The following is a 13,444-nucleotide window of genomic DNA, read 5'->3' as shown; positions in this document are numbered from 1 at the left end:
GCACATATTATTTTCCGATGAATGAATGCGTTCTTACAAAATATATAATATTAAAATATATACAATCAGCTTGGATAATCACTTAAATAAACATCACTTTTAAGTGCTCAAAAATGAATCTACGTTATTTGTAATTCGATAGATTTCTTAGCAAAATTTTAGTGAACCATAACAGTTAGGCACTACATTTTGTGTAGATAATTTTAAGTCTTTTAAACCTATTGATACCGAACGATCACTCAAATTGACAGGTGATACAGTTTTAGTAATTCCTGACCCAAATAATGCTTGCAAGCCATCACCCGTATTTACGCTAATTTTATATGCAGGTTCTTGCAATTTTTGACCTAAAATTGTTGCAAATTGACCATAAACAGATGAAATATCAATCTGATCTGTTGGAGTAATATCACCTAAATTAACTGGGTCTTGCATTGATAACCACCACCCCTTAAGCGCAACTTCTTTTGCACCAGGCCATTGTAATGCTTGTTGCTGCAATGCCAAATAGACAGAACTATTAATTGGTAAATTATGAATATATCCAAGATCTTCACTAAAATTAATATCCGCTTTTAACCCTGTTACTGTCGTGTTTAATTTAATAAAAGTATTTTGTACGCAAATAAACAAAGCAACACATGCCTGCTGATTCAAACTTGCCCCCAACTGTCCTGAATTCTGATTAATTGGAATATCTGGAATAAGTGCAGAAGCATTTACATTGGCAGAGGTCAAACGATTACCACTAACTACAGCATTATTTACGGTAAATGGAGCAACCATAGAAGGAATTTTAATTCCTTTATTGGAACCACTACTTCCTGCTCCATATCCAGCGGTTAGTCCTTGATTGCTCCCACAACCAGAAGTACATAAAAGAATTCCGATATCTGCTGTTGTGTTTACTGTTTCACCTGGTTTTAAACCAAATGTTCCTTCTTTAGTTGTTGCATTTCCATAACCATCTACCACCATATATCCTGACAGTGTATTAATACCATTTGGCTGATCGTTATTGGTACCTACGGTTAACAAACCTTGAGCCTTTTCTGAACTTACTCTTAACCCTACCACCTCACGTGTTGATGCTGACTGCGGGTTCCTAATTGCGAACTCTAAAAATGGATTAGTAAGTTTAGCCGATGAAGATGCACGCTCTGCTGACGTAGCACCCTGCCCACTAATGCTTAAATTATCGATATCAATATCACATGCACCTGCACCATTTACCCCACCGCAACCCAACTGTAATTTTTTAATATTTGCATTGAGTTCAAGCTCAGCTTCCATACCTAATTTGTAAAACCCAATATTACTCCCTGGTGCATTTTTACTCTGCAAATTTGCTGAATCTGTAGGTGATATGTAAGACAAACTCATCAGCGCCTGACCCGTTGTTTCTGACATTTGTTCATCGGTCATAACACTTAAATTCGAGTTTGCGTAAACCAATGGCACACTCCCACAACTCAGTGCAAAGATTGCCCATGTTAAAGGCTTTAAGCCTATTTTTTGTAAATTAAACATCGCTCTATTCCTTAGAAAAATTTGGATTTCCTATCTAAACTACCCCAAATAAAATATTTCAAGATATCTAAACAATTTGTATTTTTTATTGTTTATATTTTTTAGTATGTAAGTATTTTTCAAGATTTACTTGTGATAAATATCACAATACAAGCAATTTAGTTAAAATTTCAAGCACATTTAATGTAATCTTACAAAACTCATATGTTGTTCGAATACAAATTAAAAACCATATCATTAAGAATATTTTACTAATATATTGTATTTAATCGTTTTATGTCACACCTAGTAAAGCAAAATACAATATAGTGACTCCCATTATTTTTAATTTTAAATCAATATCTTCGGACATAAAAAAAGCAGCTTAAGCTGCTTTTTCAAATAAGAATAACTCAACAAAATTTGAGAGCACCATAGCAGTTTGAAACTACATTTTGATTTTTCAATTGTAAATTTTGCAATAAGATTGAAGCAGGTTTACCACCAAGTGATGGATTCGTTGCTTTATTTAAATCAACAACCAAAGCTTTTGGTGTTTCAATAACCTTATTCCGTAGCGCATCAATCGCCTCACTAGGTCCTAAGTTAATTGTTTGATCACTATTTTTTAATTGATCATTCATCAATGATGCAACTTGGGCATAAACCGAACTAATATCCACAGGGTTGGTCGCCTCTAATTTTCCCAGTTGCACTGGATCAGCAAATGACATCCACCAACCTGTTTTTGCAACATCGGTTGCACCCGACATATCCAAAAGATTTGTTTTATTACGATCTTCATCAGCAATATTTGCTCCTGGCCAAAGCAATGAAGTACTTTGCATTGCTAAATAGCCCCCTATTCCCTTCAGAGGAATATTATGAATCATACTTAAACTTTGAGAAAAACTTACACCTACATTCAAATTTTTAACAGCAGAGCCTGCTTTTAATTTCACCCGAGCATAATCAATTCCAAGAATTGATGGATTTAATGAAACAGCCAATTGATTATTCGGTCCTGCATCTAATGGAATATGATCTAAAGTAATATTGATACCATCAATAAGTGCACTCGCTTGGCGGGAGCCATTCACCTGAAATGCCGGAGTAACAAAATCAACTTTCATAGAGGGTAATGTGATACCGTGTGTTTGTGCATCATTTGGTAAACTCGTAAAGGATGAATCAATAAGCCCTAAAACTTTAATATTTCCTTTAACAATCTCATCTGCTTTTTTACCAAATGTGCCTACAGCTGTATTCACCGTCCCCGAAGTTGCTGCAATTTGCATAAACCCACTTAAACTTTGAATCCCATCTGTCGTTGAAGCCGTTGCTCCATTGTTCACACCTGCAGACAATAAGGCATCAATTTTTTCAGCACTAAAACGAATCCCCTTAAGCTCTCTTGTTGAAGAACTTTCTGGATTACTAATCGCAAATTCCATAAATGGATTTGTCATTTTACCACTCGTCGATGCTCGACCTTCACTATAAACAGGATTTCCTACTGCATCATAAGAACTAGGTAAGCCACTTAACGACAGATTCTTAATGTCAATATCACAACCACCTGCACCATTTACTCCTCCACATCCTAATTGTAGATTCTTAATATTGGCATTTAGTTCAATTTCTGCTTCCATGCCTAACTTATAAAAGCCAATTTTATTTGACTGACCATTAGTCACAATCCCCTTCATTGGATTTTTTGTCGCTGCAGGATCGATATAATTTAAACTCATCAACGCCTGACCTGTTGTCTCTGAGAGCTGTACATCTGTTAATGGCACCATTCCTTGAGCATTCACCAATCCTGTGAGTCCCATTGAAGCCAATGCCATGACTATTCCTTTATGCATTTTCCTATTCCTAGTTCTATTTTTTTTCTTACAAGATAGATTATTTTTAAGTTATTAAAATAATCTATTAATTTCACCACCAAACAAATAAAAACTAACAATCACATCAGCTTTTCTACGCGACAAAAACCATTAATTTTTATATGTTTAAAAATTAATCATAACAAAAAAAGTGATACTAATCAGTGTATTTTTATCGCATTGATCCACAAAAAAAGCGACTAAAGTCGCTTTTTAAAATCAAAAACTATATGTTTTTAACAAAATTTCAAACTACCATAACAGTTCGTTACTACATTTTGATTGACCAATTTTAAATTCTCCAAGGTTAAAGTTGCTGGATTCACCTTTGTATAAGCACCAATATCTATATTCATTTTTTTTGTAATAGGCTGACTAAATAAGGCATTCAAAATATCTCCTCCACCTAATGAAATAGGATTTGCCGTTAAATCTTGAGTAATTAAAGTAGCAACCTGAGGCAGTACTGATGAAATATCAACAGCGGTTGCCCCTTTTAAATAACCTAAATTAACTGGCTCTGCAAACGACATCCACCATCCTTTTTGTGCTACATCTGTACTCGTCATTTGATTCAAAGTTTTACCAGTAGTATCTGCTGAATCCACATAACTTCCTGGCCACAATAAAGCTATTTGTTGCAAACTCAAATATCCACCATTTCCTTCTAAAGGAATATTATGAAACATACTCAATGCTTGCTTAAAAGTTACATTCATATTTAAATTTGATAATGTCGACCCTTCTCCCATCTTAAATGTAGAGTTACATACCCATACAATACATTGTTGATTATTATGGTTATCAGGATCTCTAATATTGACATACAACTTATCATTATCCCATTGAGAACATAATGCACCCGAACAATTTTCTGGTCTTGCCAAAGGAATCTTATCCAAAAATACAGAAACATTTTGAGCAATGGCTGTTGTTAAGCGATTTCCATTAACTTGAAAACTTGGCATTGTAAAACCAACGCCTTGCATTCCTGGTATTGTAATACCTGTCGTCTGACCCAATCCTGTATTTACAGAGTTTGGATAACTTTGAATCCAATGCTTTCCTAACGCATCAATATATCCACCAATTGACTGATTCTGAACAGTACCAAATTTTCCAGGTGCAGTATTTACTTCACCTGTTGTAGATGCAATACGCATAAAACCGCTAAGTGTTTGTATTCCATCTGTACTACTAGGTTGTGCTAAATTTTCTAACCCTGCTGTTAATAATCCTGTAATTTTTTCTGCACTAAATCTAAGGCCAACAACCTCTCTTTTTGATGCTGAATCAGGATTACTAATTGCAAACTCCATAAAAGGATTTGTTAGTTTTGCACTTGTTTCAGCCCTATTTTGAGTTCCATAATTCGGAGAATCTGCACTTGAAGAGTTATATCCAGCAGGTAATCCACTCAAAGATAAATTTTTAATCTCAACATCGCAAGCCCCAGCCCCATTTGTTCCACCACAGCCTAATTGTAAATTTTTAATATTAGTGTTCATCTCCATTTCGGCTTCCATACCTAATTTATAAAAACCAATATTTTTATCTGTACTATATTTACCCATTAAATTTTTTGAATCTGTAGGAGCAAGGTAAGTTAAGCTCATCAATGCTTGCCCAATTGTTTCAGACATTTGCTCATCGGACAATGTCGTCAAACCCGTTGCTGCATATGTTGAATTTAATTCCATACTTCCAACTATTAGTAACGCAAGGCTTAAATATTTTAATTTGTACATGAACACTCTCCATCCATTGCAAATGCTCGAACAACTTTAGTGGGTCCCTGAATTATTTTTATATTCAGTATTTCTTTTTTATGCGATACAAATCACATTAAATGCTTTAATTATTTATAGCATAATTTTAAATGACGCTCAAAAAGTATATTTTTTTTCCGATAAAAACCAATATGTTAAGTTAAAATTACAAATATTATTAAGTATATTTAATAATATTTATATTACTTGATTTAAAAAACAAAAAAGCAAGCCGAAGCTTGCTTTTAAAATTAGCGTGGTATTTTAAGCTTTAGGTAGGGTCACACCTGTTTGACCTTGGTATTTACCACCACGATCTTTATATGAAGTTTCACAAACTTCATCAGATTCAAAGAACAACATTTGTGCAACGCCTTCACCTGCGTAAATACGTGCGGGCAAATTGGTTGTATTAGAGAATTCTAAAGTGACGTGACCTTCCCACTCAGGCTCAAGTGGGGTGACGTTTACAATAATACCGCAACGCGCATAAGTCGATTTGCCCAAACAAATGGTCAAAACATTACGTGGTATACGGAAGTACTCAACTGTACGAGCCAAAGCAAATGAATTCGGCGGAATAATACAGACATCAGATTCAATATTAATGAAACTTCTTTCATCAAAGTTTTTAGGATCAACAATAGCAGAATGTACATTGGTGAACACTTTGAATTCTGGTGCACAACGAACATCGTAGCCATAGCTTGAAACACCATAAGAAACAATCTTTTCACCTTGTTCATTTACACGAACTTGGTTTGCTGCATAGGGTTCGATCATGCCGTGTTTTTCGCTCATTTCGCGAATCCAACGATCAGATTTAATCGCCATTTATAGATATCCAAAAAACAGTGTTAATTGCGCAGTACTTTAACGTAAAACGATACTGAAAGAAATGAGTACGTATTTTTCATGAACTAAAACAATCAACAGAAACAAGCTAGATTGAAAATCTAGCACTGAAAAATAAAGATAAAATATTCATTATAATGTTGCCAAAGCCGAATAACTCAATGGAACAGAAAAACTAATCAATACTAAAGAAGCTGTACGTTGCATATTACATTGATTCAACCAACTAATTTTATTGGATGCCAAGACCGAACCAATCATAATCCAAAAAAAAGCAATCGGTACGATCAGCAATAAAAATGTCAGCATATGTGCACTATATGCCATAGTACTTTGCCACACAAATACTGGAAAAATAGCCGTTGCGAATAATAATGCTTTGGGATTCAACAGTGTTGCTAAAAACAACTCACGAGGACGAATACTTGGTTGAGTAAAATCTTCTTGTACTGTTGCAGTACGCCACAGCTTTACTGCTAAATAAAAAATATAAGCAGCACTAAAGAGCTTCAAAATGACAGGAATCATTGGAAATTTTTTTGATACTGTGCCAATGATCAATCCCCAAATTGAGATTGCAATGAGGTAGCCCAGTGCTTCAGCAGGAATTAAACGTAAAGATTTACGAATACCTGACTGAATACCAGAAGATGCTAAAAGTGTATTAGTTGGACCAGGTGTCAATAAAATGGTGATGACTAAGCCAACAAAAAACCATGAAATCATTAAATGACCTCACTATTCAATTGAGCGCAGATTAAATCAGTTTGTGTCACTTAGCAAAAAATTAATTGTAAGATGAGATATTTTTTTGATTAATTTAAAATATTTGTTATTTAAAAACATATATTTAACTATTATTCAAAATATATTGACCTAAAGGTCACCATAGAATAAAAATGTGATAAATATCACACTAAATTATTATAAATCAGTTAATTACATAGTTTTTAATACAACATTAAATACATCTATTTACATATTTAAGGTTATATTCAGTCTGATGAGTTAATCTTTAACATCTCGCATTTACAATTTATCTATAACTACAGCAAATCACTGTCGTTTTTAAATGTAATCATGCACAATCATCATTTTCTTATTTTAATCATTATTTATGGCAAAGCATTTTTTTCAGTCCTGGCTCCCTTCGCCTGAAAGAGTCAACAGTTTGAAAATCATCAAGATTTTTGGTAAATATGCCTCAAATCCTCAGCTTTGGTATGTCAATCGTAAGTCTATTTCTAAAGCAGTATTTATTGGTACATTTTGGGGAATTTTACCTATCCCACTACATAGTGCATTGATTATTATCACTGTTTTATTATTTGAAGCCAATTTGCCCATTAGTTTATTGTTGGCTTGGATCATGAATCCATTCACCATTGTGCCAATTTTAATTTTTGCATTTTGGATTGGTACACAAATTTATGGTGTACACATGATTAATAAAGATATGCTCCTTGGCGTGTTTCATCAAATTGTGCATTGGATTCAAAATTTTGGACATGGACATATCGATTTTAGTCTAGCCAAAATTTTAGCTACAGGATTATTGATTGAAGCCCTACTATTTGCAGTAGTTTTATTTACGCTTACACGTATTTATTGGCGTTGGACAGTCATAAAAAAATGGCGTAATCGTCATCAGTAAACTCAGTTTTCGTACTTCAAATAATATTTATAATCAATTAGTTCAAAACGACTTCTATGAGTTCTGAGTGCCCCGTCGATAAATCACCATTGAGCCATTGCCAATTTTCCACTAACTTAATCACATCATTATCAAGCAACTCAATATGAGTTGTACACTGCCCTGCTCTTAGCTCACCTGTTACGGTCAAATGCTGATAACAAATCTGAAAGCTTTCTGCATCTAACATTTTCCCAATAATAGAGCCAAGCTGAACCACGCCTCCTTCATAATGTGCAGTGATTACACTCCCTTTTTGGTTGTAATAAAAACGTGTGGCGCTATTTACATCACCATTAGCTGTGTTGGATACACTCATAAAAACTTTATTATTCAATATATTTAAGTTTTTCATTTATAATTTCCTCAAAAATTTTCTCTTTTATAAAACCATAAAATCTACTTTTAAAGACTTTAAAAGTAGAAAAGCCTGAACAATATCAGTCTTTTCTACGCAAAATTAATGCGATACAGCTCGAAGTTTTAGTGACCCCTAAATGTTTTTTTCACATCTCTTGCAAATTGTACTTTCTGATCTGCTTTGGCTTTTTCTTTCACAAGCTTAGCTTGTTTTTCTGAAGTAACTTTTAAGGCTTTATCATTTTTAGCTTTTGCACGAGTAGCCTCTTTATCTGCTTTGGCTTTCGCTTTGGCAACTTTTTCATCAGCTTCTTTTTTCGCTTTCATTTCTTTCGCATTTAATGCCTGTTTTTGCTTATCAAAATGTGGTTGAGCAACAGCAGTTGTAATTTGTTTTAACGTTGGTGTTGCTGTTGTTGAGTTCGCCATCACAGGTACAGCAATAATTGCAGTAGAAACAGCAAGAACAACAGTATGAATTAAAGCTTTCATCACTAAACTCGATCTATATCATATTATGTATTTGTTGTGATTAGGCACCTTAACTGAGGACTGCTTATGAAAAAAATGTAACTGGTTTGTAATCAAAACATTTAAGTGCATTTTTTATATACAAACCACGCCATCTGCTTCTTCCACAATAAAAAACCCACTGTTTAAAGTGGGCTTATTAAATTTTTTTAGTAGAATATTAGAAAATTCTGCTTTTATTCTTTTCAACTTTCGGTAATTTATCGGCAATTTTTTGTGCAATTTCTAAATAATTATCAGCAGCAACATCACCTACAATGACAGAAGGCTTACCTGCGTCAGCATTTTCACGAATTTGTACGTTTAAGGGTAAACGCCCAAGCAGTGGAATATCGTACTGAGCAGATAATTGATCGCCACCACCTGTACCGAAAATTTGTTCTTCATGTCCACAGTTCGAGCAAATGTGTGTAGACATATTTTCAACGACACCCATCACTGGAATGTTGACCTTATTAAACAATTCAATACCTTTAACAGCATCCATAAGTGCAACGTTTTGCGGTGTCGTCACAATGATTGCGCCCGTTACAGGAATACGTTGTGCAAGAGTCAATTGAATATCACCTGTACCTGGTGGCATATCAATCATCAATACATCTAAATCAGGCCAAAGCGTTTGATTGAACAGTTGCATAAGCGCACCCGTTGCTTTTGGTCCTCTCCAAGCCACTGGTGTATTTTCCTTACCAATCAAGTGTCCAATGGATAATACAGCCAAACCATGTGCTTCAAGCGGTACGAAATTTTCACCTTCAATTTTTGGTGTCATACCTGAGTTACCCAACATGGTTGGGATACTTGGACCATAAATATCAGCATCTAATACACCGACTTTTAAACCAAGTTGCTGTAATGCCAAAGCAAGGTTTACTGTAGTAGTCGATTTACCCACACCACCTTTGCCCGAAGACACCAAAATCACATTTTGAATACGCGGATGTTTTGCAATATCACGTTGTTGTGGTGCAGCTTTTTGAATCGGTGGATTATTTGGATCTTCTTCAGTTTTCGCAGATGCATCCATCACAGGTGGTAATTTGGTCGGTTCTGCTTGAGTCTGAGTTTCGGTCTGAGGCTTGCTTGAACAACTATGCCCTTCTTGACCATGTGAATGACTTGAACAGCCTTCACCATGTTGAATTTTTTGCTGAATTACATGCATATTCAACTCTTGAATACCATATGCCTCTAAAGCACTTGCTAAATCATCATGAATTTTTTGTAATTGATCAGCTTCTTCTGGAAAGGTATTGATGGTGATCTGTAAAATTTTACCTTCCACATTAACCTGTGTAATACGATCTTTTAGCGCATTATTCGATTCAGGCAAAATATAGTTTTGTAATACGTGCTGAACGCCTTCTTCATTCACCTCCGGAGCAGGTGAAAAGACTGATTTAAGAGAAGAAAGCCACGACATACGATGCTCCAAGGCAAAATACAACAAGAAGTACAAAACGTACTAAGGTAAACATGAAGCTATAGTTTAACGATAAATTGCACTCAGGTTAAGTTAATAAATAGGGTTCATTTGGGTAAATAATTTAAAACTGCACTTATAGATGTATTAATATTTTTTTTAATAACGCTAATAACAAAGCATTTAATGATTTTAACGAGATGAAAAGTACATTATTTAGACAAAATTAATATTTCATATACAAAATCAAATTGTTTTTTGAGCTATGGTCTAGTGTAGTCCATCATTTTAAGTGGTTTTCTTGAAAGAACCACAACAATAATCAGAGAGTGTTCATGAAATCTATATTTGCATGCATCATCGCATTGACTATGTCGGCTTCAACTTTAACCTTTGCAGCAAGTGAAACAACTTCAATTCGTACTGTCACAGGTCAAATCGTCTCTATTGGTGACAGTTTTAGTGATGTGGTAACTCGGCTAGACCAATCACCTAAATCTATGAATACTTATGAAATTAAAGAGGACAATGTGGTAAAAACTGTTTCTGATTATGTGTATGAAATTTCAGGTATCACCTATACCCTGACAATCATTAATAACCAAGTACGTAAAATTGTATGGTCTAGAAACTAAAATATTACTACGTTTTCAAAACTCATCTTCATTCTAAAACAATAGAATTCCAAAAGATAAAACCACCGCTTTTATATTTAAAACAGTGGTTTTATTTTTCTATTCACGACAAATAGCGATGGTAGAAACACTCAAGTCTTTAACACCCTAACCTTATGCTTTCGGTGCCGTATCGTCTTTTTTAGAAACATTTTCTGCTGTTGTTGACTCTGAATCTTTACTTTCATCCGTAGAATCATCAGATTTGTGTTTTAAATCATTGAGGACTTTTTCCCCTTTAAGTAAAGCTTCTTGCGCTTTATGCTTTAAATCATCTGCGACTTTTTCAGCACCTAATTTTGCTTCTTTTGCTTTGAGTTTTAGATCATCAGCAACTTCAGACGCTTTATTTTTTAAATCATCAAATGTTGTCATGTTATTTGCTCCAATAGTTTTATGTCTTCTCTTTTATAACAACTGAGCATCTATAAAAGTAAAAAAAATGCAATTTGCAATTATTGTCCTACACAATGTTACGAATAAATTTTACACTCAACTTCAATTTTTAATTTTACTTACAGAATAGAGATTTGAATGAACGCTGAAATCAAAACCAAAATGATCAAAATATGTGAACAAAAAATTGTCTCTAAAGGTGAAAATGTCGGACTTTCCTTTTATGCTTTTTTCGCCAATAAAAATGATGATCCCGAAACACTTATGCAAGTGGCAACATGGTGGATTCAAACACATCGACTCGATCATTTTGAAAAAGCTTTAAAAATTAAACATCTCGTTGAAAGTGAACTTTAAAAAAGTTTACTTTTAAAATAGTTCTGTAAAATTTTGCATATGAGTAAAAATCCCATTTTGGCGTTTGTATTGATCTATTTGTGGCACTAAACGTTGAAAATGTTCAGAATTTACATGTGCGTCTAAAGCATTTCTATCTTCCCATTCTTCAATAAAAACAAAATGCCCCTTATTTTTAAGATCATGGTAAAGATTATAAGAAATACAGCCCTGCTCTAACTTGGTTTTCTCTACCAATTCTTTATATAAAGGCAAAACGATGTCAATCTTATCAATTTGGATAAAGTCTTCTGCGATCAATTTCAACATTTGAAAAATTTTCCGTTTGAGATGCTCTATATTTAGCATATTTTACTATAAGGGCGGAATTTGTAACGCTTTATAATTTGCAATTACTTTTTTATTGTCCCTCATTTTAAATATCCCTTTGCCTATATATAAATATAGGAAATGACCAGTTATAACACCTATAAATAGTGGAATGATTAAGATAATGAAGCCAATCAAACCAAAGTACAAACTCTCGCTTAATTCAGCCATTCTGCCATCTAAAAACTGAAAGAAAAATATTAAGCCGAACCAAATAAAGCCTAATTTATAAAATAATTTAAATATTTTTTGAGGCTCAAAAATTTTAATTGGTGAGGCGAATAATCGAAAAATACAGCTAAAACACATAAATCCAATCAGTATCAACATTGGAGTGAGATAAACGATGACTTCTATGCCCCGCTGCGCGCTTCGATCAGAAGCTGATACAAATAAATCGCCATGATAAAAATTTAAAAATAGACAAAATGGAATCACCAAACTGAGTACAGAAACCAAACTAGCAAACATGGATGATAAAAATAATGACCAAGATCGCATGAGCTACTCCTCTTCTAATCTTGGCTTTAACATCTATATTTGAATTGTATTTTATTTGAATGCTGTGTGAAATTTAGGTGAAGTTTTATGCCAAACCACACCTATCATTTCCATACATTTATTATCTATTTTGACCAATATACTTTACGAACGAACATTCCCCATAAAGCTCACTGTACCAAACAACCAAATAAACAACACAAAACAACGACCTTGCGTAAAACAATTTAGTTCAGAACCATGCAAAATATTATGACGTGTTGCACTCACAGTCGAGCTACTATCCATTTTATAAGCGGGTAATTCTAAGAAGTACGGATTTAATTCATGGGCAATTTTAGCCTTATGCCATAAACTCTTAATTTCATGCCCTTTTAAGCCAGGAACAATTTTATACACATCAATAAATTTACTGTCTTGTTGTTTTAAATAGCCATGTTGAACCAGTACTGCCGTAAGTAATCCTTCCAAAAGCGCATAAAGCACAGGAACACAACCGATATAAAATTCAGATTGATAAAGTTTAAAACTTTGCACCAAAACCGTTTTAAATTGTTCTTTTTGCTCACCTATTTCCAATGCATCAAAGGCTTTGAGCATTTCAGACTGGAAGAATGCGCCATTCACAATATCCAATAAATCAAAAGTTTTAACATCATCTACATCATTGATTAATTTCCAAAAATGCACCAAGTTCAAGGCATCATTGGCAAATTTTGTACCAATTGGCTGCTCTAAATGATCTGCAATTACATTGAAATACGATTCATCGACAGCAAGGTTCTGCAATGTTTTGATTAAAAATGAATGCTCATCTTCTGAAATATCTTCAAGATAATTTTCAGCCTGTTTGAGAATGTTATTTTCTAACTGCTGTTTGGCTTTCAAATTTTGGGGAATCCGTGTTACTTCACGATCAAAATCATCATGGTCAATGTCATTAAAATCATGATTAATCATCTATAGGCACTCAAATCGGACGGCATCAAAGCGACATTATCGCTATTCTTTGGCAAACAATATACAGAAACATTATTTTGAAAACATTTCACCGATTCTATTGTGCATCTTCACAGCAATTACGTTAAAATCGATGACCTTATATAAAATACGAATGA

15 protein-coding genes are annotated in these 13,444 nt (G+C 33.9%); 3 read left to right on the top strand and 12 right to left on the bottom strand.

Features of this window, described 5'->3' with window-relative positions; all coding sequences use genetic code 11:
• Positions 1 to 147: 147 nt before the first annotated feature.
• From ACK1JC_RS07290 to ACK1JC_RS07270, 5 genes are all read right to left on the bottom strand, one after another.
• The gene (locus tag ACK1JC_RS07290; protein ID WP_409511197.1) at positions 148 to 1,530 is read right to left on the bottom strand and encodes a hypothetical protein; all 1,383 of its coding nucleotides are present in this window, start codon (positions 1,528 to 1,530) and stop codon (positions 148 to 150) included.
• Between the two features lie 392 nt (positions 1,531 to 1,922).
• Positions 1,923 to 3,377: a hypothetical protein gene (locus ACK1JC_RS07285; RefSeq protein WP_409511196.1), complete on the bottom strand. Its 1,455-nt coding sequence runs from the start codon at positions 3,375 to 3,377 to the stop codon at positions 1,923 to 1,925.
• Positions 3,378 to 3,634: 257 nt separating this feature from the next.
• Positions 3,635 to 5,146 (bottom strand): hypothetical protein, encoded by a 1,512-nt coding sequence (locus ACK1JC_RS07280; RefSeq protein ID WP_409511195.1) that lies wholly within the window; start codon positions 5,144 to 5,146, stop codon positions 3,635 to 3,637.
• 285 nt (positions 5,147 to 5,431) lie between these two features.
• Positions 5,432 to 6,001 carry a dCTP deaminase gene (dcd, locus tag ACK1JC_RS07275; protein WP_409511194.1) on the bottom strand — a complete coding sequence of 190 codons (570 nt, stop codon included), beginning with the start codon at positions 5,999 to 6,001 and terminating at the stop codon, positions 5,432 to 5,434.
• 153 nt (positions 6,002 to 6,154) lie between these two features.
• Positions 6,155 to 6,748: a LysE family translocator gene (locus tag ACK1JC_RS07270; RefSeq protein WP_409511193.1), complete on the bottom strand. Its 594-nt coding sequence runs from the start codon at positions 6,746 to 6,748 to the stop codon at positions 6,155 to 6,157.
• 391 nt (positions 6,749 to 7,139) lie between these two features.
• On the opposite strand from ACK1JC_RS07270, the gene ACK1JC_RS07265 reads away from it, so the two are divergent.
• Entirely contained in the window at positions 7,140 to 7,676 is a 537-nt protein-coding gene (locus ACK1JC_RS07265; protein WP_409511192.1) for a DUF2062 domain-containing protein, read from the top strand.
• 37 nt (positions 7,677 to 7,713) lie between these two features.
• On the opposite strand, the gene ACK1JC_RS07260 is transcribed toward ACK1JC_RS07265, so the two are convergent.
• The 3 genes from ACK1JC_RS07260 to apbC form a co-directional block, all read right to left on the bottom strand.
• Complete coding sequence (locus tag ACK1JC_RS07260) at positions 7,714 to 8,070, bottom strand: hypothetical protein (RefSeq protein WP_409511191.1); 357 nt, start codon at positions 8,068 to 8,070, stop codon at positions 7,714 to 7,716.
• A 128-nt stretch (positions 8,071 to 8,198) separates the two neighbouring features.
• On the bottom strand, positions 8,199 to 8,567 hold the full coding sequence (locus tag ACK1JC_RS07255) for a hypothetical protein (protein WP_409511190.1): 369 nt from the start codon (positions 8,565 to 8,567) through the stop codon (positions 8,199 to 8,201).
• A gap of 199 nt (positions 8,568 to 8,766) precedes the next feature.
• Entirely contained in the window at positions 8,767 to 10,029 is a 1,263-nt protein-coding gene (gene apbC, locus ACK1JC_RS07250; RefSeq protein ID WP_409511189.1) for an iron-sulfur cluster carrier protein ApbC, read from the bottom strand.
• Positions 10,030 to 10,364: 335 nt separating this feature from the next.
• On the opposite strand from apbC, the gene ACK1JC_RS07245 reads away from it, so the two are divergent.
• The gene (locus ACK1JC_RS07245) at positions 10,365 to 10,664 is read left to right on the top strand and encodes a hypothetical protein (RefSeq protein WP_409511188.1); all 300 of its coding nucleotides are present in this window, start codon (positions 10,365 to 10,367) and stop codon (positions 10,662 to 10,664) included.
• Between the two features lie 153 nt (positions 10,665 to 10,817).
• Here the strand turns inward: ACK1JC_RS07245 and ACK1JC_RS07240 are convergent, their stop codons facing one another.
• A complete protein-coding gene (locus ACK1JC_RS07240; RefSeq protein WP_409511187.1) occupies positions 10,818 to 11,078 on the bottom strand; it encodes a hypothetical protein in 261 nt (86 codons plus the stop codon).
• Positions 11,079 to 11,237: 159 nt separating this feature from the next.
• Here ACK1JC_RS07240 and ACK1JC_RS07235 point away from each other — a divergent pair, with 159 nt between their 5' ends.
• Entirely contained in the window at positions 11,238 to 11,456 is a 219-nt protein-coding gene (locus ACK1JC_RS07235; RefSeq protein WP_409511186.1) for a DUF6500 family protein, read from the top strand.
• 12 nt (positions 11,457 to 11,468) lie between these two features.
• Here ACK1JC_RS07235 and ACK1JC_RS07230 read toward each other — a convergent pair whose 3' ends face one another.
• From ACK1JC_RS07230 to ACK1JC_RS07220, 3 genes are all read right to left on the bottom strand, one after another.
• Entirely contained in the window at positions 11,469 to 11,765 is a 297-nt protein-coding gene (locus tag ACK1JC_RS07230; protein WP_409511185.1) for a putative quinol monooxygenase, read from the bottom strand.
• Between the two features lie 45 nt (positions 11,766 to 11,810).
• Positions 11,811 to 12,326, bottom strand: coding sequence for a hypothetical protein (locus tag ACK1JC_RS07225; RefSeq protein WP_409511184.1), 516 nt, complete (start codon positions 12,324 to 12,326; stop codon positions 11,811 to 11,813).
• A gap of 144 nt (positions 12,327 to 12,470) precedes the next feature.
• Positions 12,471 to 13,286, bottom strand: a complete 816-nt coding sequence (locus ACK1JC_RS07220; protein ID WP_409511183.1) for a hypothetical protein — start codon at positions 13,284 to 13,286, stop codon at positions 12,471 to 12,473.
• Positions 13,287 to 13,444 lie beyond the last annotated feature (158 nt).

Origin of the sequence: Acinetobacter sp. TY2 (assembly GCF_046269225.1) — a bacterium.
Classification (GTDB): Bacteria; Pseudomonadota; Gammaproteobacteria; order Pseudomonadales; family Moraxellaceae; genus Acinetobacter.
Note: the sequence above shows the minus strand (reverse complement) of the source record. Positions and strands in the feature narration are given on the sequence as shown.